General features: G+C 58.6%; 32 protein-coding genes. 19 read left to right on the plus strand and 13 right to left on the minus strand.

Going from position 1 to position 21,821, the window contains the following annotated elements:
- The first annotated feature begins 268 nt into the window (after positions 1-268).
- Entirely contained in the window at positions 269-694 is a 426-nt protein-coding gene (locus PYTT_RS06660) for a hypothetical protein (RefSeq protein ID WP_141675889.1), read from the plus strand.
- A 204-nt stretch (positions 695-898) separates the two neighbouring features.
- Here the strand turns inward: PYTT_RS06660 and PYTT_RS06665 are convergent, their stop codons facing one another.
- From PYTT_RS06665 to PYTT_RS13345, 13 genes are all read right to left on the minus strand, one after another.
- Positions 899-1,471 (minus strand): hypothetical protein, encoded by a 573-nt coding sequence (locus tag PYTT_RS06665; RefSeq protein WP_067777551.1) that lies wholly within the window; start codon positions 1,469-1,471, stop codon positions 899-901.
- A gap of 58 nt (positions 1,472-1,529) precedes the next feature.
- Positions 1,530-1,997 carry a hypothetical protein gene (locus tag PYTT_RS06670; RefSeq protein ID WP_067777552.1) on the minus strand — a complete coding sequence of 156 codons (468 nt, stop codon included), beginning with the start codon at positions 1,995-1,997 and terminating at the stop codon, positions 1,530-1,532.
- A gap of 7 nt (positions 1,998-2,004) precedes the next feature.
- Positions 2,005-2,523 carry a host-nuclease inhibitor Gam family protein gene (locus tag PYTT_RS06675; protein ID WP_067777553.1) on the minus strand — a complete coding sequence of 173 codons (519 nt, stop codon included), beginning with the start codon at positions 2,521-2,523 and terminating at the stop codon, positions 2,005-2,007.
- A gap of 45 nt (positions 2,524-2,568) precedes the next feature.
- On the minus strand, positions 2,569-2,814 hold the full coding sequence (locus tag PYTT_RS06680) for a hypothetical protein (protein WP_067777554.1): 246 nt from the start codon (positions 2,812-2,814) through the stop codon (positions 2,569-2,571).
- 46 nt (positions 2,815-2,860) lie between these two features.
- Entirely contained in the window at positions 2,861-3,154 is a 294-nt protein-coding gene (locus PYTT_RS06685; protein WP_067777555.1) for a hypothetical protein, read from the minus strand.
- Positions 3,151-3,381, minus strand: coding sequence for a hypothetical protein (locus tag PYTT_RS13340; protein ID WP_156850336.1), 231 nt, complete (start codon positions 3,379-3,381; stop codon positions 3,151-3,153). Before PYTT_RS13340 ends, PYTT_RS06685 begins: the two co-directional genes overlap by 4 nt.
- Before the next feature lie 122 nt (positions 3,382-3,503).
- Positions 3,504-3,749, minus strand: a complete 246-nt coding sequence (locus PYTT_RS06695) for a hypothetical protein (RefSeq protein WP_067777557.1) — start codon at positions 3,747-3,749, stop codon at positions 3,504-3,506.
- Between the two features lie 2 nt (positions 3,750-3,751).
- On the minus strand, positions 3,752-4,759 hold the full coding sequence (locus tag PYTT_RS06700) for an AAA family ATPase (RefSeq protein ID WP_067771830.1): 1,008 nt from the start codon (positions 4,757-4,759) through the stop codon (positions 3,752-3,754).
- Positions 4,760-4,779: 20 nt separating this feature from the next.
- Positions 4,780-6,816: a hypothetical protein gene (locus PYTT_RS06705; protein ID WP_067771827.1), complete on the minus strand. Its 2,037-nt coding sequence runs from the start codon at positions 6,814-6,816 to the stop codon at positions 4,780-4,782.
- Entirely contained in the window at positions 6,813-7,505 is a 693-nt protein-coding gene (locus PYTT_RS06710; protein WP_141675644.1) for a hypothetical protein, read from the minus strand. The genes PYTT_RS06705 and PYTT_RS06710 overlap by 4 nt, the downstream gene beginning before the upstream one ends.
- A gap of 71 nt (positions 7,506-7,576) precedes the next feature.
- Positions 7,577-7,855, minus strand: a complete 279-nt coding sequence (locus PYTT_RS06715) for a sigma factor-like helix-turn-helix DNA-binding protein (protein WP_071133351.1) — start codon at positions 7,853-7,855, stop codon at positions 7,577-7,579.
- Between the two features lies 1 nt (position 7,856).
- Positions 7,857-8,261, minus strand: coding sequence for a hypothetical protein (locus PYTT_RS06720; protein ID WP_141675643.1), 405 nt, complete (start codon positions 8,259-8,261; stop codon positions 7,857-7,859).
- Positions 8,262-8,269: 8 nt separating this feature from the next.
- Positions 8,270-8,485 (minus strand): helix-turn-helix domain-containing protein, encoded by a 216-nt coding sequence (locus PYTT_RS13345; RefSeq protein ID WP_156850337.1) that lies wholly within the window; start codon positions 8,483-8,485, stop codon positions 8,270-8,272.
- 86 nt (positions 8,486-8,571) lie between these two features.
- Here PYTT_RS13345 and PYTT_RS13020 point away from each other — a divergent pair, with 86 nt between their 5' ends.
- From PYTT_RS13020 to PYTT_RS06805, 18 genes are all read left to right on the plus strand, one after another.
- Positions 8,572-8,889: a helix-turn-helix domain-containing protein gene (locus PYTT_RS13020; RefSeq protein WP_083076310.1), complete on the plus strand. Its 318-nt coding sequence runs from the start codon at positions 8,572-8,574 to the stop codon at positions 8,887-8,889.
- 145 nt (positions 8,890-9,034) lie between these two features.
- Complete coding sequence (locus PYTT_RS06725; RefSeq protein WP_223196366.1) at positions 9,035-9,550, plus strand: hypothetical protein; 516 nt, start codon at positions 9,035-9,037, stop codon at positions 9,548-9,550.
- 14 nt (positions 9,551-9,564) lie between these two features.
- Positions 9,565-10,140 (plus strand): hypothetical protein, encoded by a 576-nt coding sequence (locus PYTT_RS06730; RefSeq protein ID WP_067771812.1) that lies wholly within the window; start codon positions 9,565-9,567, stop codon positions 10,138-10,140.
- A complete protein-coding gene (locus tag PYTT_RS06735) occupies positions 10,137-10,412 on the plus strand; it encodes a hypothetical protein (protein WP_067771809.1) in 276 nt (91 codons plus the stop codon). Before PYTT_RS06730 ends, PYTT_RS06735 begins: the two co-directional genes overlap by 4 nt.
- Before the next feature lie 88 nt (positions 10,413-10,500).
- A complete protein-coding gene (locus PYTT_RS06740; RefSeq protein ID WP_067771806.1) occupies positions 10,501-10,755 on the plus strand; it encodes a hypothetical protein in 255 nt (84 codons plus the stop codon).
- A gap of 170 nt (positions 10,756-10,925) precedes the next feature.
- Complete coding sequence (locus PYTT_RS06745) at positions 10,926-11,225, plus strand: hypothetical protein (protein WP_071133352.1); 300 nt, start codon at positions 10,926-10,928, stop codon at positions 11,223-11,225.
- 49 nt (positions 11,226-11,274) lie between these two features.
- On the plus strand, positions 11,275-11,889 hold the full coding sequence (locus PYTT_RS06750) for an N-acetylmuramoyl-L-alanine amidase (protein ID WP_067771800.1): 615 nt from the start codon (positions 11,275-11,277) through the stop codon (positions 11,887-11,889).
- Between the two features lie 4 nt (positions 11,890-11,893).
- A complete protein-coding gene (locus tag PYTT_RS06755) occupies positions 11,894-12,307 on the plus strand; it encodes a hypothetical protein (RefSeq protein WP_067771797.1) in 414 nt (137 codons plus the stop codon).
- 58 nt (positions 12,308-12,365) lie between these two features.
- Complete coding sequence (locus PYTT_RS06760) at positions 12,366-12,629, plus strand: hypothetical protein (RefSeq protein WP_067771794.1); 264 nt, start codon at positions 12,366-12,368, stop codon at positions 12,627-12,629.
- A gap of 67 nt (positions 12,630-12,696) precedes the next feature.
- Positions 12,697-13,257 (plus strand): phage protein Gp27 family protein, encoded by a 561-nt coding sequence (locus PYTT_RS06765; RefSeq protein ID WP_067771791.1) that lies wholly within the window; start codon positions 12,697-12,699, stop codon positions 13,255-13,257.
- The gene (locus tag PYTT_RS06770) at positions 13,254-14,867 is read left to right on the plus strand and encodes a hypothetical protein (RefSeq protein WP_067771788.1); all 1,614 of its coding nucleotides are present in this window, start codon (positions 13,254-13,256) and stop codon (positions 14,865-14,867) included. The genes PYTT_RS06765 and PYTT_RS06770 overlap by 4 nt, the downstream gene beginning before the upstream one ends.
- Positions 14,868-14,870: 3 nt before the next feature.
- Positions 14,871-17,144 (plus strand): phage portal protein family protein, encoded by a 2,274-nt coding sequence (locus tag PYTT_RS06775; RefSeq protein WP_067771785.1) that lies wholly within the window; start codon positions 14,871-14,873, stop codon positions 17,142-17,144.
- Between the two features lie 123 nt (positions 17,145-17,267).
- On the plus strand, positions 17,268-18,518 hold the full coding sequence (locus PYTT_RS06780; protein WP_083076308.1) for a phage protease: 1,251 nt from the start codon (positions 17,268-17,270) through the stop codon (positions 18,516-18,518).
- 21 nt (positions 18,519-18,539) lie between these two features.
- Positions 18,540-18,971, plus strand: coding sequence for a hypothetical protein (locus PYTT_RS06785; protein ID WP_067771779.1), 432 nt, complete (start codon positions 18,540-18,542; stop codon positions 18,969-18,971).
- 14 nt (positions 18,972-18,985) lie between these two features.
- Positions 18,986-19,924 carry a hypothetical protein gene (locus PYTT_RS06790; protein ID WP_067771776.1) on the plus strand — a complete coding sequence of 313 codons (939 nt, stop codon included), beginning with the start codon at positions 18,986-18,988 and terminating at the stop codon, positions 19,922-19,924.
- A 68-nt stretch (positions 19,925-19,992) separates the two neighbouring features.
- Entirely contained in the window at positions 19,993-20,421 is a 429-nt protein-coding gene (locus tag PYTT_RS06795) for a hypothetical protein (RefSeq protein ID WP_071133353.1), read from the plus strand.
- Positions 20,418-20,858 carry a DUF1320 family protein gene (locus PYTT_RS06800; protein ID WP_067771770.1) on the plus strand — a complete coding sequence of 147 codons (441 nt, stop codon included), beginning with the start codon at positions 20,418-20,420 and terminating at the stop codon, positions 20,856-20,858. The genes PYTT_RS06795 and PYTT_RS06800 overlap by 4 nt, the downstream gene beginning before the upstream one ends.
- Before the next feature lie 163 nt (positions 20,859-21,021).
- The gene (locus tag PYTT_RS06805) at positions 21,022-21,813 is read left to right on the plus strand and encodes a hypothetical protein (protein ID WP_067771767.1); all 792 of its coding nucleotides are present in this window, start codon (positions 21,022-21,024) and stop codon (positions 21,811-21,813) included.
- Positions 21,814-21,821 lie beyond the last annotated feature (8 nt).

Here is a 21,821-nt window from a genome sequence, read left to right on the forward strand (position 1 = left end):
AAAGAATTATTTATACCATTATAATCGCAGCGTATTTATTGGTAGCGGATTGCATATCCGTTTCCATGTTCGTGCTTCACATAAAATAACATAGACAAAATTTTGGTGCTTTTATCACTTTGCAAAAAACACGTAATAATCATAATCTATTGAATAAATGCATGTTGCAATTACATATTGACAACGGATATGCAATCCGGTAAAATGCAGTTTCTTTCGTGGCGGAGAAAATCGTCTGAATGGTAACTTCCTTTATATTACATTGATTATGTTGAAAACACTCTTTTTATCCTTAACGTGCATGGTCGCCGTGGCACATGCAGGTGAACGTTTGGAAGATCGCCTCAAGTATCTTTGGGATTTTGATCTGGCTCCCAATGCCGGCGGGGTTGATTTGTCCAATAGTGCGCTTTCGGCCGGGGCCAAAAATCCCGGCATCCAGTCGTTGGGGAAGACGGGAACGCAGTACTTGAATTATACGACGGCGTCGAATGGAGGAAAATTCGGAACTTCCTATAATGCCTCCAACACGGGCACCTATCCCAAGATTTCGAATGCAAACGGTATCGGTCTGACGTATCAGGACGGTTTTACCGTATCGATGTGGATCAAACCGACGAATAGCACCGTGTGGGGTGATTACTTCACCATCGGCACATCTACCCGTTCGGGTGGTGCGACCAATGATCAGTGACACTAGGGGTGAGATTACCTTAGATATGGGTTAAAAGCCTTGAAAACACGGGGCTGGCGGGTGCGATCCGGGGCAAATGCGTATTTGAGATGAAGACCTGTAAAAACACCGGAGTTGACATGTAGTTTAGACGTAGCGACGAATACGGGCAAAAGAACGCCGCCGTGCATTTTTGGTGCTCGGCGGCGGCTTGTTGCAGGCTGTTTAGCGTTTTCCGGGGCCACGGATGTTGAAATGATCGGCCAGGCGTTCGGGAGGAACGCTGGGTTGTGTGGCGTGGTGTTCGATCGGGGGTTCGTCCAATCCCAGAGCGTCGATCTCGCGGCGTACTTTGGCGCGGCCTCGGTTGTTGACGGTGTAGACGAGTTGCCAGACTTGGCCAGGTTTCAGCATGGCGCACATGTCGTCCAACGTCCATCCTGCCTCGATCGTGATGTGGAACTTGTCGCGGATCAGTTTCGCCATGTAGACCAGCGGCAGCTCGAAACGCATGATTGCATCCTTCAGGAAGTGAACCGCTTTGGCATGGGGCGTGTATGTCTGGTAGGATTTGGCGGGATTGGCTTCGCCTGCAATTCCGGCAAAGGCATCATAGAGCCGTCCATAGTCGCTATTGGAAAGCTGCGTGAAGGAGTCCTGCCCGCAATGCTGTGTCGACAATGTGCGCCGGAATTCTTCATAGGAACCATACGCGCCGGTACCGGCTATCTGATTCCATGCCTTGCGGGATACCGCGAACAGGGATTTCCGTTGCCGCTCTGATAATTTCGTAGCCATATTCAAAAAAGTGGGTAAGCATGCTCCGCGTACCATCCATGCACGGAGCATGCATGGGTCAGGCACCGGGCGATGATTTGTCCGGAAGCTCCCCTGTCTTTTGTTGATGTCGTGCCATATCGGAGTCAAACCTATAAATAGGAATCCCCATATCATCAACTGCCACCTGCGTGACCCCCTCTCGCTTGAGGCCGACGGCCATGATGGGCATGCCGTCTGTGGCTCGGTAGCCTGACACGCACATAGTAAGCATGGCGGCGATATGCGCCTTATGCCTATTGATAGATGGGACAGCCACCGCAGACAGGAGGTTGATCGCATAATGAACCATAGATGCATCGTGATGCAGATCGCCGCTTGCGTGACAAAGCGCATGCGCTGCATCCTGTAAATCGGGAAGAGACGTGCGGATCAGGCCTATCGCCTCATCAGCAAATTTGATATTATCCTGTATCTCGCTTACCTGTTTACATGTTTTTTCGTCCGTGTTTTTCATCGTCATTTTCGTTTGTTGGTTTCTGTTCATGCACAGGTCAGTTGTTTTCGTCAATCGCATTATCCTTCGCCTTGACCCAGAAGCTTTCTGCCTGGGCGGCGACGACTCCGCAGGCGATCATCTCTTCCGGAGACAGGCCGGACAAGACGCGATCCTTCTGCACTTCCGTGACCGTTCGCACGCAGTCGTCATGCCCGTTGCTCTGGAGCCGGGTGCAGACAAGTTCCCACGTGTTGTCTTTGACAAGTTCCAGCCTTCGCTTCCCGGTGCGGAATCCGAATGTGGCCAGTTCCGTGGAACCGCTCTTCTTTTTCAGGCCGATCAGCCTCGCCCGGTGGCGAACAGCGTAAGATTCGGCCAGGGCAATCAGCGCGTCCCGGTCCTCAGTCAGCCTGTTGATTTTTTCTTCATGAGGTTCACGCGCCTTTTGCATGGCTTTGTCCATCTCGGCCGTACGGCTGTTGATGCGCACGTTCAGGCGGGCGATCCTGTTCACGGTATCCGTGAATTGCTGGTCATCGGCAATGCCGGTATTTCTGGTATTGGTGGTGGTCATCGTCTATCGAATAGTGAAATGGTAATGGGTAGTTGGGGAATCGCGTTACGCCCTATTTACAATCTCCGCGCAGAATTGGCAAAAGAGGCTGTTGAGGTGCTTGGCAACCTCAATCCATCGACTCTGCTCCTCGGAGGAGAGATTGAGGAACCCCGTATAAGCCTCATCGGGAGACTTACCGTCTTCCAAGGCGGAGTCAGTGGCATCGCGCAAATACACGAACCGCGCTTCAGCGGCGTAGTATTCCATCTTATCCTGCATCATTTTTTTAGTGTCGTTTTCTGTTTCCATTTTTTTGGTCTTTGTGTGTTGTTTGGTGTGGGTAGTTGAAGATTGTCTAGTCGAAGATGGCGGTTGGAGGGTGAGGCTGCGCGGCACGCTTGCGGTCAAGCAGCGCGACGATAATCTCCGGACTCGGCAAGTGAGTACTCAGGTACCGGGCGAACATCAGGGCATCAACATTAGCCTGGTGCGGCTTGAGCAATGCTGGCTCGGGACCGTAGGCAATATTGACAACACCGGGTTGAGTGGTCGGTTCGGCATTGCAGTAGGGAGACAGTCGAAGCGCGACCAGCGCCCTGTTAATCTCCGCGGCTGCCCATCGGTTGGCTTCTGGCGCATTGTCAATCATGCCTCACCTCCTTGCTCTTTCGGGGCCCATGGAGAACCGGGTGTGACGACGTATTCGCCATCCCGTCCCGGATGGGGAGACAGCGTCACTACTTGCAGCAAATGATCGCACAGCAGGCGGCGGTATTTGGGGCAGCGAGTCTGGTAAAACATATCCTGATGCGGCATATCCCGCAGGAATCGCATACACAGATAGAGGCATGGTTCGTCGCACAGGGCGGCGCTCATCAAATATCCAGCCGCCAGATGAAAGCAGTTGAAACATTTATGGCGCGGTTCCGGCCTCAGTAGGTCCACAGTGGAGCATTGGCGCCGGATCGCGGTCCGTCTTTTTTGTAATGGGTGTGTGTTCATGATTCGAATTGGTAATCATTCGGGATTTCGGAGGGAGGTACCACGCGCCAGGCATTGGCGCATTGGATGTAGGTGGCGGCCGCCCAGTTGGTGATGGCGGCGTAGCAGAAGGCGTAGCGGTGTCCCGTCTGGCGCATCCAGACTTCCACGCCCATCATCACATCGTAGTGGGCGACGACGTGCCCGGCGTGCATGGCCGTAATGGCTGCATAGGTCGAAAGCGGATAATGCGGTTTGTCCATGGTCATCGGTTGGTGAGTTGTTGTTGCGGCTGCGGGTTGCGGGCGGCATGGAAATAGGCCCATGATCCGGCGGCATCCTGCAGCATGGCCTGGCGGCGGGCGCGGTGCATGTAGAGGCAGAGCCTGCCGAGGCCGTCTTCCCTGCCGATGGAGCCGATGACGGACCACGTATCCGCATCCGGTTCCGGCAGCCCCGCCTGCCGTGCCAGTGCGCGCACCTCCGCCTTGCTGGGGTATTCCGGCAGCAGCAGGGTTTCTCCGCTTTTGGCGATGCGGTCGAGGAGGTCGATTTTCTCCAGGGCATCGCCGAACGTCGGATCGCCGCACAGGATCATGCCGCAGCGCGTGGCTTTGTGAAGATCGAGCAGCCACAGCAGCACATCCGTGATGCCGCGCCTGCCGGCGTGGATCGCCTTGTCCACATCGTCCACGATGACCAGGTAGTTGCGCGTGATGACGCGGCGCAGGTGGTGCATGGCCGTGAAGTCGTCCGTCGGCGCATCCACCCCGGCCGCTTCGCACAGGAGGCGGCCCAGTTTGAAGGCGGTCGGCCGGGTCGGCATCGTCACCATCAGCGTGAGCGGGGCAAAGTCCGGATTGGCGGCATACGCCTCCAGCGCCATGGTTTTGCCGCAGAGGGCGCGTCCGGCGATGCAGTTGACGGTCGAGTCCGCCACGGCGGCCAGGCACAGGCGGTGTATCTGTTCGCCGGTTTCCGTGGGCACGAATTCCACGGATCGGCCCAGCATGCGGGTGGCGATGTCCGCCCTCCGCGTCGCTTCGGCGCGGTGGCCGGCCGTCTCGACCTGCAGGCGCAATTTGCGGATGGCCTCCAGCACGTTGGTCATATCCGCATGGTAGGTGCCTGCCAGCAGGCGGCGGACGACGGTGGCGCTGTACCCCATCTGTTTGGCGATGCTGGCCGCCGTTTTGTCCCGGGCGTAGCCGCGCAGCCAGTCGAGGGCTGCATCCGTGCCGGGTATCGGTTGTGTGTGTTCGTTGTCGCTCATGGTTGGTGTGGTGGTGATGGTCAATAGTTGGTTTCGGGGAGGTCGTTGTCCGGGGGGAGCCTGGGGGGAGGATCGTCCATGCGGGGCAGCCCTTTTTGCCGGGCGGCGATCCGGCGTTCCGCACGGCGTGCTTCGCCGTCTTCCAGCCGTTCCTGCGGCGTGCGGCAGGTGCCCTGGATGATGGAGGCATTGTGTTCCCGGCGTGCGACGATGGCCGCTTCTTCGTTCATGCGGGTCACGCGCATGTCCTGCAGGCGGGAGGCCGTCTGGCTTTTGGCGCGCCCGAGCTGGGAGCGCAGGGCTTCGTCGTCTCCCAGCCTGCCGCGCTGCACCAGCGGCGCGTAGCCCAGCACGACATCCCGCTCGTCGAGGACGTACATTTTGCCGAGATCGAAGGGGTTGATGATGCCTTTGTAGCCGATGCGCGGGCCGAAGTCTTTCAGGTAGCCGTCCGGCGTGACCAGTTCGCGGTCGTAAATCAGTTTTCCGGGGGCAAGCTTCCGGTCCTGTATGTAAAAATAGCTGCCGTTCGCCCGGATGTCGCGGGCCATGCGGATGCCCAGCAGTTCCGCCGCCTGCACGATGGAGAGTTTCACCAGGGTGTTGACGGGGTTCCGCATGCTGGAGTCCCATGCTTCCTGCGGGCTCATGCGGCGCATGCGGATGTGGCCCTTGCTCCGGGCTTCCAGCTGCAGCAGGAAGTTTTTCTGATCGGCGTCCAGTTGCGACAGGTCGCCCCATTGGCCGCCGGATGGGTCGAAGCTGTATTCCTGCCGGAAGAATCCGCAATCCGCCCATCCTTCCAGATCGTGGTCGGTGCGTCCGTTCAGATCGGCCACGATGGAGGGCAGCATGGAGCACACTTCATGGAACGGCAGCAGGATGTCTTCCAGCATCGCCGCCTTTTCGGCAGGGAGCCTGTCTTTCGCCTTGGAGATTTTCCGCTGCTCGCGTTCCATGCCCCACAGCCATTCCGGTTCCGTGCGGTCGTGGCCCGTTGCGCCGGGAAGGAACGACAATCTGTTGTGCTGGGGATTGTGGTAGCTTTCGAGATAGGCCTTGTTTCGGGGGTTGCCGCAGGATTTGCCGCCGAACTCGTGCAGCATCGCCTGCACGCTGCCGTGCATCCCGCCCCGCTTCACCCGCACGCATCCGCCCGTCAGCAAGAGCAGCTGTTCCTCGATTTCGCGGGAGATGGAGGCCGTCTGGTTTTCCACCAGCAACACGGTGCCTCGCGGGCTGTAGCCCACGTTCACCAGGTAGTCGCAGAGGATGTAGAGCATTTCGTCGCCGTTCAGCCCGGCGCGTGTGCCGTCTTCCCGTTCGAAGGAGAACTTCGTACCCCAGCAGAGGCGGCGGCCCGTGAAGACATCGTTGCATCCCAGCTGGAGGGGGCGGCCGATCTGGTCCGTGCCGTTCACGCGGGCGATCGTCTTCACATCCAAATGCACATCATCAAAAGCCACGAAGGCGCAGGGGTAGGAGCCTGCACGCGTCCGGAATACCTGCGGCAGGTACCGCGCTCCGGCCCGCATGCCGTGTTTGGCCAGTACCGCCTCCTCCTTCGTCGGGAAGAGCCGGGCGATCTGCCGGTAGCTCCAACCGGGCGGGATGCTCACCAGCCCGTTGGCATCCATCCGCCGCCAGTCCTCGTAACCGGGTATGGGCATGCCGGATTGCAGCCTGCGCACCAGCTCGGCATGCGCCGCCTTGCCGTTGCGCTGGTACTTATAGAAGAGCTCTTTCACATAAGTGCGGAACAGGCCGTTGCGGGAGCGAGTCGCCTTGATCGCGCCCGCCCGGTACCGCTTGTCCACCGCCGCCAGCGCATCCCGGCCGGATTTCAGCCACTCGTTGAAGACGCGCTGCATCGACTTCGCCGAGTACGACACACGCAGCATCAGTGCCAGGCGGCGGGCCGCATCTTCATAAGCCTGCGTGCGGCATCCCGCAGGCGTTTCATCCAGCGTGCGGCAGGCAGCCAGCAGCAGCCGCGCCTTCTGCAGCTGGTCCAGAGGCAAGGCGAGCCCTTCGAGTTCCGCTTCCGTCATCGTCATGCCCTCCCTTCCGTTTCAAGCCCGCGCAGGATGTTCCGCATCTGCGATGCGAACAGGCCGTTGAACTCCCGCGTGCACAGCCCCGCCCGGCAATCCCGGTACGCCTCCGCTGCGGCCAGCAGCTTCGCCGCATCCTCCTGAGCCTCCCGCTCCCCGGCCACCTGGCGCTCCATCGCCTCCTCCATCGCATCCCGCATGTTCGCCTTGCTGTGCTTCGCTCCGCGGGATTCGGAATCGTCCACCACCTCGGCCAGAAACTCCTTGATCGTGCTGGCCTGTGAAATCTCGCCCAAGGCCAGGTAAAAATCCTGCCCGGGTCGCGTGGCCAGCATCTGCATCACCGCCGCTGCACGCTCCTCGCTGATCCGCTTCGCCGCCTCCACAGCCGCATCGTACACGGCCATGTAATTCCCGGCCTGTTTTTCTCCGAAATTGAAATGCGAAATCAATTTCGCATTTGATTTACTGCGGCTGTTTTTGAAAAGTTTCCCCCACTCTCCATGCTTGCATTGGTCTTTGATGGTACGCAGCGTATGCCCGAGCACCACAGCCATCTGCCAGGTGCGCACGGCCATCTGCTGCACCTGCCCGTGCAGGTGGTTGGCGTAATCGATGCGCGCATCCGGCAAAAACACGGTCACGGGTGCGGCATCCGGCACGATCATCAATTCATATCTCTCGGTCTTCATCTCGGTATCGGGTATTGTCTTCTTGAAATCCATCAAAAAAAATCTGTGTCGCATCTGCGGAATCTGTGGCTCTACCCCTGCCTCTCGGCCCGGCGTAGCTGGTCAATCACCTGCTGCAGCTCCTGGAGCAATTGGGGGTCGCGCACCAGGGCGAGACGCATCTTGTGCAGGGCTTTCCCTTCGATCTGGCGCACCGCCTCGGCGGAAATCCCCATCACCCTGCCCAGCTCCTCCCGGGACGGGCGGTCGGACACTCCCCAGGCATCCCGGAAATCGTCCAGATCCAGCAAAGCCAGCATCAGGGCTTGTTCCGTCGGCGTCAGGTCCATCTTGAAAGGTAAAAGTGCCACGTTAAAAAATCAGGCGAAAGGCCTGTCCGATCAGCAGCAGAATACCGAACAGCACACCCCAGGCGAGCGGCAGCAGCACGATCACCGGCAGGCGAAGCACGATGCGCTCGGCTGCCTGCAGGAAGCGGCTTCGGCGGCGCGGGGCGGAAACCCTCCACAGCCAGCAATCGTCGATCGGCAGCGTTCCGATATGGCACAGCACCGGCGCATGCACCGGCTGCAGCCTGACCACGGCCATGGCTTCATCCCGGCGCGACCACTCGCGAAAGGTCATCCCTGTCCGGCGGTAGCGGCGGCGGTGTTCGGAGGCCCGCATCCGGTCGAGGAACAGCGTCATCTCATCGGGAGCCATACCGCTGGAGGGCGGCATCGCAGGCACGTATCTCATGGTTCCAAGGGCTATCATGGCGTCAGTCAGGCTTTGGATTTTCGGCGAATCACCAGCTTCTTGCGAAAAGGCAAAGACAGCAGCTTCCGCAGCACAACCTGGCTTCGGTTGCGCCCGGCGAGCACCCTGCAGATCGTCGATTTATGGTATCCCGTAGCAGCGGCGGCCTGAGCTGCAGTCCACCCGCGGCTGTAGAGCCATCGCATATCATAGCAATGTGATTGATTTGTGTCGGTATTCATGATAACTTGCCTTTTGTAAAAGCAACTATGTTGCTTCGCATGTCATTACTAATATGTCGAACGACAGAAAAAATCAATAATAAAATATGCCAAATGACATTTTTATTTCTCGCTTACAAGTGATGTCTATTCGTTTGAAGTTAACACAGAAAACATTAGGAGAACTTTGCAATGTAAATCAAGCGACCATATCTTCTTATTTATCGGGGCGAAGAAGTCCTGGAGCCGATGAATTGGCTCGTCTATCTGCCGCACTCGGTGTATCTATGGATTGGTTATGGGGCGTATCCGAAAAAATGGGAGAATCTGATATCTCTCAAATGGAAAACAATAAACTACAAAGAAAAATGGAAGCCTTAAAAAAACGTTTGATTTCCGATTTGGCGTTTATTGATGAATCATAACTAAACAAAAAGAAAATATATGAATCAGATAAATGACGAATCGCATATTGATACGAAAAGTTTATATCTTACATGGATCGGATTTGTGGAAGCGATAATATATTGCATGCACTTGAAGCATGATGAAGAAATAGAAACTGCAAATATGAAATCGCTCATCTCATCAGACAAAATGGATAGTGCGATGCATCAATTTTGGGATCATGTTTTTTACGATGGATCCATTCCTCGGTTCTGTCCAGATATGGCATTTCAGGGAATTATGAGATTACAATTCGTAAGAGATTTATTTGCATCATATATGGAAATGTTTGACGAAGATATTGTGTTCCCTGGATTCGGACAGAGAGGAATCAGAGAAGACTTGGGCAGAAATTATAATTTGCATAAAATTTGCAAACGAATCACTTCACAGATTTGGAGAAAAAAGGCAGTTGGATGGTTATATCAAAAATTACACCTTGATGCAGATGAGTGGACATTGGGTAGTAGTAACGTTTTTTGTCGAACCTTAACAGATGAAGAAAGTGAATTTGTTGCATCATCCAAAAATGATTTTTTGCATATCTTCCAAGATGCTATCATGCCATCTGATAAAAAAATCGATCGTATGCAAGATGTTTATAAAATATATATTTATAAAACACATCCTAAAAAATAATCTTGCATCGAATCATGAAAAATCAAAAGTATAGCTCTATTCATATCGCGAGAATGAAAATTATAACTTTCAGTTTAATTTCCTGTTTTCTCGTTTCGTGTGGTAAAGAAGACAATCCGTACAATAAACAGCTGGAAGAAAATGCAAAACAGATAGCGCGGCTTGAACGGGAAATACATCAGGAACGCTTGAAGGAAGAGCAGCGGCAACGGCAAGCTGAAAGGCAAGCAGCAGAGAACGAAAAAAACAGAATCAAGGCAGGTGAAATAGCCACCGCGAAGGCATTCAAAGAAACATCTGCACGATCAGCCCAAACTGAAGAAGAAATCAGAAATTTTAAATTAGACGGATTACTCGCAATAGTCCAAGGTAAAGAGGCGAGGGATGAAATAGCTCATACTTGGGCTTATCGATTCAAAAATAGAATTAGCGAAGAACGTTCCAAATCATATCTGACTCTGCACAATAAACTGTATCAGGAATACGAAGAACAAAAAATCACCAAGGAGGCATATCAGGAAGCGATGAAAAACGCGATGGAAGAATCGAAAAGGAATCTTGAAGACTTGGAATATCAAATTAATAAATGACACCCTCCTTATGGACATGGCAAATCGTGGCCTATCTATGCTGCGTAGCCATCGGCTGGCTGGCGCATGATGCGTACAATCTCGCGACGAAGCCCGATCGGGTGCCGGAGCAAAAGAAATCCGCCGTGCGCTACTGGGTCAACACGAAGTGGAAAGCTGCCGGACGCATCCATGTGGACGGCTGCAAATGGTACGGCATCGGCCATGGTTACTACACGGCCAATCCTCCCGCAGAAGCGGTGCCCTGCAAGTTATGCCAGCCGCAAAACTAGCCTACGAAACAACGTGGGATAATGATGCAAACGCCTCACTGTGTATCGTATGGCACAATTTGCTTGTGACGTATGGTATCATGAGTGCATGAGCGACACCTTGCCCCCTGTAGAAGACCGTATCGGCGTGTACGATGCCATGGAGATACTGGGCTACAAGTCTCGCCACACGGTATTGTCCATGATCGGCGACGGCGTACTGATGGGGTGGAGGCGCCCCCGCGGCCGGAAATACATCCTGAGCCGCAGGCAGGTGGAACATCTGGACAAACAATTGATTGAAAAGGCCCGGCAAGACATGGAAGAACGCCGCGCCGTAAGCCAGCTGCTGCTGGACATCTGATCCGCGCCATCCTCTCTGTCCACAGGCTGAAAACCGACCGCACCGCGATGGTGCGGTTTTTTTGTGCGTTTTGTGCAAAACGTGTATTTTGTGCGTTTTGTGCGTTTTGTGCATCGGCAGCATGTCGATTGAAAAACCTGTGGCAAGCTGTGTGCATGTCCAGGCCGTCCATGATCCGCACGATCGCCCACACCGTCGCTCAATGGGTGAGGTATCGTCGCTGCATGGGCCTGCTCGGAACACCCGAATACCCGGCCACGGGCTGCCCTTGCCGCCATCATCGTGCTGCCAAGTCCCGTCCTGCCACCGTGCAGGGCGGGCACCCCGCCACGAACACGCCGGAAACAAACACATCCCATGAAACACTCAGCCACAGATTCCACGGATTGGCACTGATTTATTTTGTCGATCAATACTTTTGCTTTATCAAACCGGCAGTCGGCCGGATTCGGGTGCCCGGAAATCTGTGAACCATCTGCGCCCATCTGTGGCTAAAACCCTCATCCACCACACACGATCATGAACACAGTCGCCTTATCCATCGGCCACAGCCCCCGCGACGGCGGAGCCGTCATGGCGGACGGCAGCCAGTCGGAATACCAGTACTGGCTGGAGCACGCCCCGAAAATCAAACGCATCCTGGAGCAGCAATACGGCATCTCCGCCGTCATCGTCAACCGCCTTGTCAACGGCGGCGGAACGACGCCCGGCCACGCCGCCGCAGCCTGCAACGCCACGGATGCCATCCTCGCCGTTGATCTCCATTTCAACTCATTCGAACCCGCATCCAACGGCACGGAAACCCTCTGCTGGTACAACAGCGCACGCGGCGAAACCGCCGCCCGGCACCTGCAGCGCGCCATCTGCGAATGCCTCGGCACGCGCGACCGCGGCATCATCTACGTCTGCCCGGACAAACGCACGGAAGCCATCATCGCCTCATCCGGCGTACGTGCCGACAGCTCCCGCGCCGTCAGCTACTTCCAGAAAACCCGCATGGCCGCCATCATGATCGAACCCTGCTTCGGCGGCAGCAACCCGGGCGAATGCCGCCTCCTGCAGGACCGCGCGGACGCCCTCTGCGCCGCCATCGCCCAGGGCATCGCCGGAGCCGTCAAAGCCATCGCCGCCTGACGCCATGATCGCCTCTCTCCCACTACTCCTCGCCGAAGCGGCCCCCGACGGCTACATCTCCGTCGCCACCGTCGCCGCCCTCATCGTCGCCATCCTCGGCGCGGCGGGGGCTGCCGGATGGAAAGTCAACAAAACCGCGCGGGAAAAAGGAGCCGAAGAAGAACGCGCCCGCCTCAAAACGGACACCCTCATCTCGCCCACCCCGCTTCCCATCGTCAAGCACCCGGAATACATCACGCGCGACGAACACGCGAAACTGGAAGGCCGCGTCACCCGCCTGGAAGAAAAACACGAATCCGTCACCCGGCAAATCTTCGACAGGCTCAACCCCATCGCCGAAACCGTCGCGGAAATGCGCGGCGAAATGAAAGGACTCCACCAGCTCCTCCAGCAAATCGCCTCCGCCTCGAAAAAATGATCCCGCTCCTCCTCATCATCATCCTGGCCGCCTACGGCCGCAAACACCCCGCTGCATCATGAACGAAGAACAGACACTCGCCGAAGTCAAACTGGCCATCATGCGCACCCTGCGCGTCATCTCCGCACCCCTCCTGCTGCCGGACACCACCCTCCGCGCCCATGTCGACATCGCCCTGCCGACGCGCATCCCGGACGCAACCTACAACGAAGCCGTCGCCGCCCTGAAAGTACGCGGCTACATCACCGGCACGCCGAACGAACTTGCCGGGTACAAATGGGCGCTCACCGACGCCGGACGCGTCGCCGCCCAGGAAATATGAACAGTGAAAAATGAAGAGTGAATAGTTAAAAATTATTACCTCTTACCTGATACCTCTTATCTGAATCATGGCCGCCACCCCAAAAAAACTGCGATCGGACAGCGTCATCGGCTCCCTCCCTCCCGACATCCGGGCGGAAGTGGATGCCATGGTCGTCTCGAACGCATCGGGCAGAGCCATACGCGACTACCTCGCGGAACAGGGCATCCGGTTATCCCTGAACAGCGTCCACCAATACATCAACCGCACGCAGGGGCAGGACGACCTGGCCACCCTGGCAGCCATCGCCCGCACCATCAACTCCGCCCCGACCGAAGGCATGACGGAAGCCATGCGGTGCCGCGTCAAACAGCGGGCCTTCGAATTCGCCCTGGACTCGTCGACCGATCCCAAGGCACTGGTGCAGCTGGTCAAACTCGTCAACGACTCGGAACGCGTCGGACTCATGCGCCGACAGGTCGAACTGGCTGAAATCCGTGCCGCCGAAGCCGTCCTGGCCAAAGCCATGTCGCCGGAAGTGCAGGAAATCCTGCACGGCGCCGCCACGCATGAGGAAAAAATCGCCATGCTCCGCCCGATCCTCTTCGGCGAAACGAAGCCCTACACCCCCACCTTCACCGAAGCATGAAACCCGCCCCTTCCGTCAAACCCCTGATCCAGTTCAAGGCTTACCAGCAAGTAGCGTTCGCGTTGCGGATGCGCATTGCCTTCTTTTTGTGGAGACGCCAAGGCGGGAAATCCTATACGATTGCAGCCAAGGCTCTCGACCGGATGTTATCCAAAGCAGGCCGCTCCTGCTTCTTCATCTCGGCATCTCTGAATGTAGGAAAAGAATTGCTGGAGAAGGAAGCAACCATCTGGCATGACGCCCTGCAGAAAATACACGATGCAGAAAACACCCTGAACGTGAGGCTGGGAGGAAACGTGGTGGACAGGAAAACACACCAACTGCTGGATGTATCCGATCTGGCAGAAATCATGCAAAAGAATTCGGCCCAAATACGCATCTATCACAGCCGCACCCGCTATAGCCGAACATTGATATTACCGCCAAATCCGGCAACGGCACGAAGCTGGACCGGAGACGTATTCGGTGACGAAGTCGGCTTTTGGCCCCATTGCCTCGAAGTACTGGATGCCGTCGAACCCATCATCGCCAGCAACCCCGAATTCATGATGTGGATGTTTACCACTCCATCTAAAGAGGAAAAACACTACATGTACGACGTGTTGAATCCGGGAACACGCAAGTTCACACCGAACCCGGAAGGCAATTTCTACAAGACGGAAACGGGCTACCCCGTGCACCGGGTGGACGCATACGATGCCGCTCTGGCAGGAGTACCCCTCTACGATCCGCAAACCGGGGAAGCCGTGGACTATGACACCTACCGGGCGCATTCCCTGGACAAACAATCGGCGGATCGCAACTATCTGTTGTCCTTCCTGCCCAGTGGCGAATCCGCCGTCAAACGCGCATGGCTCGACCGTGCCCAGGAAAAAGGAAGCGGCACATGCACCGCCATCGACCTGGCCGGACAGGACGTCACCGCCAACAACATCGCCTCCCTGATCGGCACGGCATGGGCGGACACCCTGACCGCCGACCCCTGCACCATGGGGCAGGACGTCGCCAGCACCACCAACAAAAAGTCCAACCCCTCGGCCCTCACCGTCCTGCAGAAAACGGACGGCATCTGCCATGCCCGCCTCATCGTCCGCTGGAAAACGGGAGACTACTACACCATGCAGGCGGCCATACGCCATGTGCTGCACCAGCTGGGGCGGGCCAACATCAGCGGCCTGTGGGTCGACTCGTCCAATGAAAAATTCTACTCCAACCTGCTGGCACGGGACATGCGCCACCACCTCAACGTCCGCGGCATCGCAGGCGGCGACAAAGTCCGCTACCAGGGCATGGACTCGGATGCCAAAACGGCCCTCGGCACCGCCTACTGCGCTGCTCTGGAAGACGGCACGATCGCCTTGCCTCCCGGCCAATGGGTCGCGGAAGACCATCGCCTCGTCATCCGCAACGGCGCCCGCTTCGAAGCCGAAATCTCCAAGGAAGGCTACCACGCCGACACCTTCGACTCCACCAAACTCGCCTACTGGGGCCACATCCGCCCCTCCTGCGACATGCTGCCGGAACCGATCGAACTTGCCCGGCCGGACATGCTGAACCCGTGGGATGCCTCCCTCCCCAACAACGCCGCATTACTCAACCGCCCGTTTTAAGCCATGAGCACACCCGTACCGGATTCCCGCCCGCTGCACTTTTCCAGCCTCGACCTCCAGGAGATGTCCGTCTCCCGGGACCAATGGCTGGAACGCACCCACCCTCTGGACTACCTGACGCTCCCGATCATGCGGGATGCCGTCAACGAAGCCATGCGCGGAGCCTGGTCCAACATTCAGTGGATATGGCACAACATCGAACAGGCGGACACCTACCTTTCCGTCTGCGTGGACCGGCGGCTTGCCGCCCTGAAGAAACTGCGCTGGGACATTCGGCCCAAAGACGGCCTGACCGATGCCGAAGCCTGCCTCGCCGACGCCCAGGCACGCACGCTGACCGACTTCTGCAACGCGATCGACAACATGGAAGAAGGCATCGCCGGACTGGCGCAGGCATCCTTCCGGCATTACCGCCACCTCCAGTTGCTTGAAACCGACACCTCCCTCCGCCTGAACCTCACAGACAACTGGAACTGGTGCCGGGACGGGTACAAGGGACCCTGGCGCTGGAATCCGGAAGCCACCTACGGCGCCACGATCGGAAAGGATCTTCCCGTCTCCATGGACAGCATCATCACCCGCATCTGCCCCCGGCCCATCGACCAGGTGGCCATGCTGCTGGTATTCGACCGCAAGAACGGCAAATGCCAGCTGGCGGTATACAATGGCCGATACGGCACGCCGCCCATGTACATCATCATGCCCGACGGAATCTCGGAAGAACAGAAAAAAGCCTTCATCGAATTCGGACGCCAGTGCCTCTCCAACAGTGCCGGAGTCCTGCCGCCCGGCAGCAAGGTGGAAACAGTCCAGCCCGGCTCCCTCGGCCCCGACTCTTTCACGCGGTACATCGACATGGCCTCGCAGGAAATCGTCCTACGCTGCACGGGCGGCCTCATGACCATGCTCACGGCGCCGGGAGAAGGAACGACGACCTCCACCGGCAACGCCCACCAGGACGCCTTCGATGCCATCGCCGCCGCCGAAGGGGAAGACATCGCCGCCCTCCTGCAACGGCATCTCTTCGCTCCGGCATTGAACCAGTGGCACCCCGGCCAGCCGCATCTGGTCGAATTCACGCTCGCCCCGCTGGAAGACAAGGGCACCTCCGAAATCGTCCAGTCCATCGCCATGCTCGCCTCCGCAGGCTACCGCCTCACCGACGACCAAGTCGCAGAACTCACGGGGCTGGACGTCACCAGCGCCAACATGGACGCCCGAGCCATCTACGCCGCCAAGTCCGCAGGATTCGTGCCGACCCAACAAAGCCTGGAAGAACGAATGGGCATGCCTCTGGCTCCCGTGCCTCTCACGCCGGAGCAGCAGGCTGCCGGCATGCTCAACAGCATGCACCGTCGCTTTGCCCCCACCATGCTGTGGCCGCAGGCCCGCAGAGTGTATGACGCCGCCACGGCCGTACGCATGCACAACCTGTCTGCTCGCCCTGCCGCACAGGTGCAGCCGGAAGACGGCATCACCGCCGAACAGCGTGCCATCCTCACACGCCTCGCCTCCATGCCGCTCGACCCGGCCCGCATCGAGGCCAAGGCGGAAAGCCTTCGAAAGGCCCTGCAGGAAGCGATCGCGCCCTATGCGCCCGATGATGCCTCCGACGCAGCATCCCCCCATGCACGCCCGATGCACGGCGCGGCACGGGGCACATCCGAACAGGATGGTGACAACCATGCGGCACAAAACGCGCAAACCTCCCCGGAAGACGAACCCGTCGCCGAAAATTACGGCACCAGCGAAGGCGCCAAAAAGGGGTGGGACAAAAGAGGACGCGGCCGCAAAGACCTCAAAACCGGATTCGGCCATGCCGCCGTCGGCAAAACGGGAACGGCCGAACAACTCGGCCTGGGCAGGCTGAAAGACATCTCGCCCGATCCCGCCTCGACTGCCAGCCACCCGGGCCGTGCCAAACGCGGCCTGACGCGCGGATTCAGCGCCCGGAGTATCGACGGCCAGAACGTGCACTTCACGCGCGACGTCCTCGACCACTGGGAAGCGGCCGGGAAAACATCCACCGAACAGGCCCGCCGCCTGCGCCACCTCTCCGAAGCCGTCCGCGCCGTCAAAAGCCCTCACGAAATATGGGAAAACCCGCGCGACGGGCAACGCACGTACCTGCGCTCCTACAAGGATGCCTCCGGCCATTACGTCCTGGCGGGCTTCGTCGTCGGCAAAACGGGCAACGTACGCACCTACTTCCACAACCGCAGACTGTCCAGCATGGAAAAAACGAGAAAAGGAACCCTCAAATACAAACGGGACTGAACCAAAGAGGACCGGACGCGGGGGCGCCTCCCGCCGATCGGTCGTCCGCTCCTTAACTTGCAGGGCCGCCAGAGCAGATTTCCAAGCACACCATAGCACAACGCCACACAAAGTCAACACGCCATGTCACAAATCCCCCCCTTCGACCAGTCCCCGCATGCACCGTTTCCCGTAGGGGAAGTGCCGCGATCCGCCTGGTACTGCATCGAACCCACCTACAACCACGCCACCGTCGAAATGGAGAAAGTCGGTCGAAGTCTCGGCTACGACATCCCCGAGAGCTGGTCGGATGAAGAGCTGCAGGCATTCGCGGAAAAAAACGGATTCGCCCGCGAACTGTCCACGGAAGAAGACCTCCTCCGCATCGTCGACAACTTCGAACGGTACGACAACGAAGGCAAAGGCATCCTCGTCACGCGCGACCATCTGTCGTGGGTGGACGTGCCGGACACGGGCGCCAGAGGATGGATCAAGGCATTATGCGTACCGGACGGCCGCCTGTGGGCGTGGATCGAATGGACGGATTCAGGGCACGCCCTCGTCAACTCCGGCGAATACTGCTTCTTCTCGACGGAATACGAATTTGCGGACTTCCGGAAAATCGAAGGCGGCGTCACACCTACCGCCCTGTATGCCTGCACCATCACCAACACCAACCGACACAAGGGACAAGTCCCCATCACCAACAGCCTCACCTCTACCCAAACCAAACACCACAACCAAACAAAACACATGAAACCCAAAGCAACACGCAATCGCGGCACGCAACCGATCACGGGCCAGCGCCGCAACTCCGGCACCTGCGAACCCGAGAAAGACCAGGAAAAGGCTGCCAACTCGGATGCCGACCCGGATGATCCCGATACCGCGACCAACTCCGAAACCGATCCGGACGAAACCGACCCCGAAACCAATGCGGACGGCGACGAAGAACTGACTCTGGACGACGCCGTCGCACAAATCGCCGAAATGCTCGGCCTCGATGCAACGGCCAATCCGGCCTCCCTCGTCTCGGCCGTATCCGACCTCCAGCGCAGCAACGAAGAACTCACCTCCGCCCTGGCCGAAGCCAACAAGGCAGCCGGCACAGGCGGAGCCGCCACCAACTCCGCCCGCTATCCCGGCCTGTTCGGAGTGCGGCGCAATGCGGCCAAACCGGCAGCGCCTCTCAAAGGGCACACGCCGAACCGCACCGTCACCATGCGCATCAACGGCGCAGACATGCAGGTACCGACCCAGGACATGGCCCTCGTCGACTACTGCCGGAAACACGTCAAGGAAGAATCCGCCCGCCTCGGCCGCCCTCTCAGCCCGGCCGAATACAATGCAGCCTACAACTCCGCCGTCAACTCCTACTCGGATGCAAGGCGCTAACCCACAACCGCACACAACCACATGATCGTACAAGACATCCCGCGCTTCCGCGCCAATTACACCGCCGAGCTGCGCCCCACGGGCCACCTCCACGAAGGCAAGTTCGGCAAATTCACCGCTTCGGGCGAAATCGCCCTGGCGACATCCTCCTCCGACATATTCGGCATCATCTCGGAACCCGACAGCCAGCTAGCCCAGATATGCGGCAACACCACGGGAGCCACCCTGATCCCGTACACCTTCGGCGGAGTGGTCGACGTCCAGCTCGGCGCCAATCCCGGCGTCATCTCCAAGGGCATCACGAAACTCAAGCTCAACAGCGACAGCACCGTATCCGCCGCCACCGGAGCATCGGGCGAAATCATCGTCGCCATGGCCATGCAGAACGTCACGGCCCAAACGGCCGGGCAACTCGTCAGCGCCATCATGCTGCCGCCCTCCACCAAACCCTAATCCCTCCCATCATCATGAGTACCACCACAGAATTTTGCTATCCCCTCTACGACCGCGCCGTCAACTACTTCAAAATCCCGGTCTTCAACGTCCTCGAATTCCTGGCTGCCCGCTGGGCGGGCAACATCGGAGGCATGGGCACCTACAAAAGCTGGCCGCAGGGCTACGTCTGGCGTCCTGTCGAAACGGAACGCGGCCTCCACGAAGTCGCCAAAACCATCAACACCGGCAGCGTCGACCTCCCCTTCATGCTGCAAGACCACAGCATCCGCATCGGGGTGGATGACAAGGAACTCAAGCGCAACCCCGGCAAAACGGCCGACCAGATCGCCAATGCCAAACTGGGCACCCTGCTGGGCACCTGGCGCACCTCGCAAACGGCCCAGGGCCTCCAGGCCCTGCGCGACAATGTGCCGGCTCTCTCGGGCATCGGCAATTGGTCCAATGCCTCCTCGAAACCGCTGACGGAACTGAAAGACCTGATCAGCGACTACCGCAACAACCACGGCGTGGAACCCAACCGCATCATATTCTCGCACCAGGCATGGGACATCCTGTCCGAAAACCCGAGCATCCTGCCCAGAATCCAGTACAACTCCACGCAAACGCTCACCCCCGAACGCCTGTACGAACTGCTGGGCCTCGATGCCGCCACCGGCACGAAGATACACCGAGTCACCGTCCCGGTAGGCACGGCCGCACCGGGACCGAACGTCCAAACGACGGGAGCCAACATGCTGGGTTCCGACGTCATGCTCACCTTCATCGACGATCAGAGCCAGTATGACGACCTCTGCGGCATGGCTATCCTGTACGGAGGAGACTCCGGACCGGTTGAAGTCCCCATCAAGTACCGCTCCGATGCGGAACACACCTGGTGGTACGAAATCGGCATGTCCCGCCAATTCGTCTTCCCCGCCATCGGCCTGAACAACCGCATCACCGTCAGCTGAACCATCCCCCATGCACGGCGCATGCCTGCACCGTGCATGGCGCCGCAACACAAAACCAGAACACACACATGGCTACAAAAAATACCAAGCAGGAACCTGCACCCGCCGCACCCAACAATCCGGAAATGGACGAAAATGCGGTCGCTGAACGCCAGCAACAAACCGACATCCCCGATCAGGAAACAAATGAATCGGCTGCCGCCAAAACAGGCCAAGACAAGCCTGACGAACAGCCCACAGGCACCAAACCAAATCAAGCGGAAGGCGAAGACAATGCCGAAAGGTTGATCCTTGACGGGTGCTGCTCCCTGCAACCCGTATCCGTCGAACCGTCACGCACGGAAATCCGAGTCCGCATCGCCTGCGCCCTGATCCAGTCACCCACATGGGGCAGCGTCATCACCGACGACAAACACCTGGAATGGATGATGGGCCGCGTGGACGCCGTCGCCGACGCCCTCCTGCAACACGAACAACCCTCCGAACAGGAATCATGAACTACTGGGTCGCCATCAGGCCGGACGACTTGTCCGCCGTCTTCGTCGGTGAAGAACTCACCGCCCTCACCAGGCCGGAAGCATCCGCCGCCGTCCAGGACGCCATCGACGACGTCACGGCCATCGTACGCGATGCCGTCGCGCAGAACCTGGCCAACATCCTGCCTGATGGCGCCCTCATCCCCCGCAGCCTGCGTCCGGCCGCGCTGGACATGATCGCATGGCGCCTCCTCAAACGGTACGCGCTGGCCATCACCGACGAACGCAAACAGGCCGCCGCCGAAGCCGCCGCCCGCATCGCCGAAGTACGCACGCAGAAGCAGCTTGTCCTCGATGCCACGGGCAAACTCCCCATCCAGCCCGCCAGCACCCCGGCGATCATCGCCCCCGACCCCGCCTACGGCAACGACGGCCCCGGACTCTACCCCATACCTTGATCCGGCGGCCACGAACGCAGAAGCCACAGATACCGCAGATGAACACTGATTTATTTTATATCAAAATATTACAGCTCCATCAATCCGGCGATCAGCCGGATTCGAACCCGGAAAAATCTGTGCATCGATCTGCGCCATCTGTGTAACCCAGCCTCCACCCACCATGCCATCCGCTGCCGACATCCTCAACGCCAAAACACCGCTCCCTGTCCGCATGACGTCGGAGCAGTGGGCGCGCATGTCTCCGGAACTCACCGTCCGCTCCATCTTCGGCGCTCTGGTGGACGACCTGGCCACCCTCCTGAAAATCCGGCAGCAGGCAGCGGCCATCCTCACAGGCGGAGCCTCCAAAACCGAAGCCCGCCATGCGATCACCGACATGCTCGATGCGATCGGCTACACTCCCGAACCGGGCGACGAAGGAACCATCCGAGACCTCTCCGGCACGGCGCGGAAAAACCTCATCCTCGAAACCCAGACCACGCAGGCAGCCAGCCGCGCCCAGGCCGAAGCCTACCGCGGATCGCTCGCCTTCCCGGCATACCGCCTCGTCCGCATGGGCGAACGCACCCAGCCGCGCGACTGGCCCTTGCGCTGGCGCATCGCCTACGGCGCAGTAGGCGGCGCCGGAGCCAGCGCCACCGAAATGGTCGCACTCACCACCTCGCCCATCTGGGCCGCCCTCTCCCGCTGGGGCAGCGACTACGCCCCCTACGACTACAACAGCGGCATGGACCGCATCCCCGTGGCGTGGGAAGAAGCGGCAGCCCTCGGCCTGATGGACGCCGCCGCCTACAACTCCCTCGACACCGCCCGCAACACACCGCCAGAACCCCTCTCCCTGGAAGCAACACTCCCGGACCTGCCGCCCGACCTGCGCGACCAGGCCACCGCCCTGATGGACGGCCTCGCCATGTGGGACGGGGATACACTCACGTTCACAGGCAACAATTAACTAATCAC

The sequence above is a fragment of the Neoakkermansia glycaniphila genome (genome assembly GCF_900097105.1).
Classification (GTDB): domain Bacteria; phylum Verrucomicrobiota; class Verrucomicrobiia; order Verrucomicrobiales; family Akkermansiaceae; genus Akkermansia; species Akkermansia glycaniphila.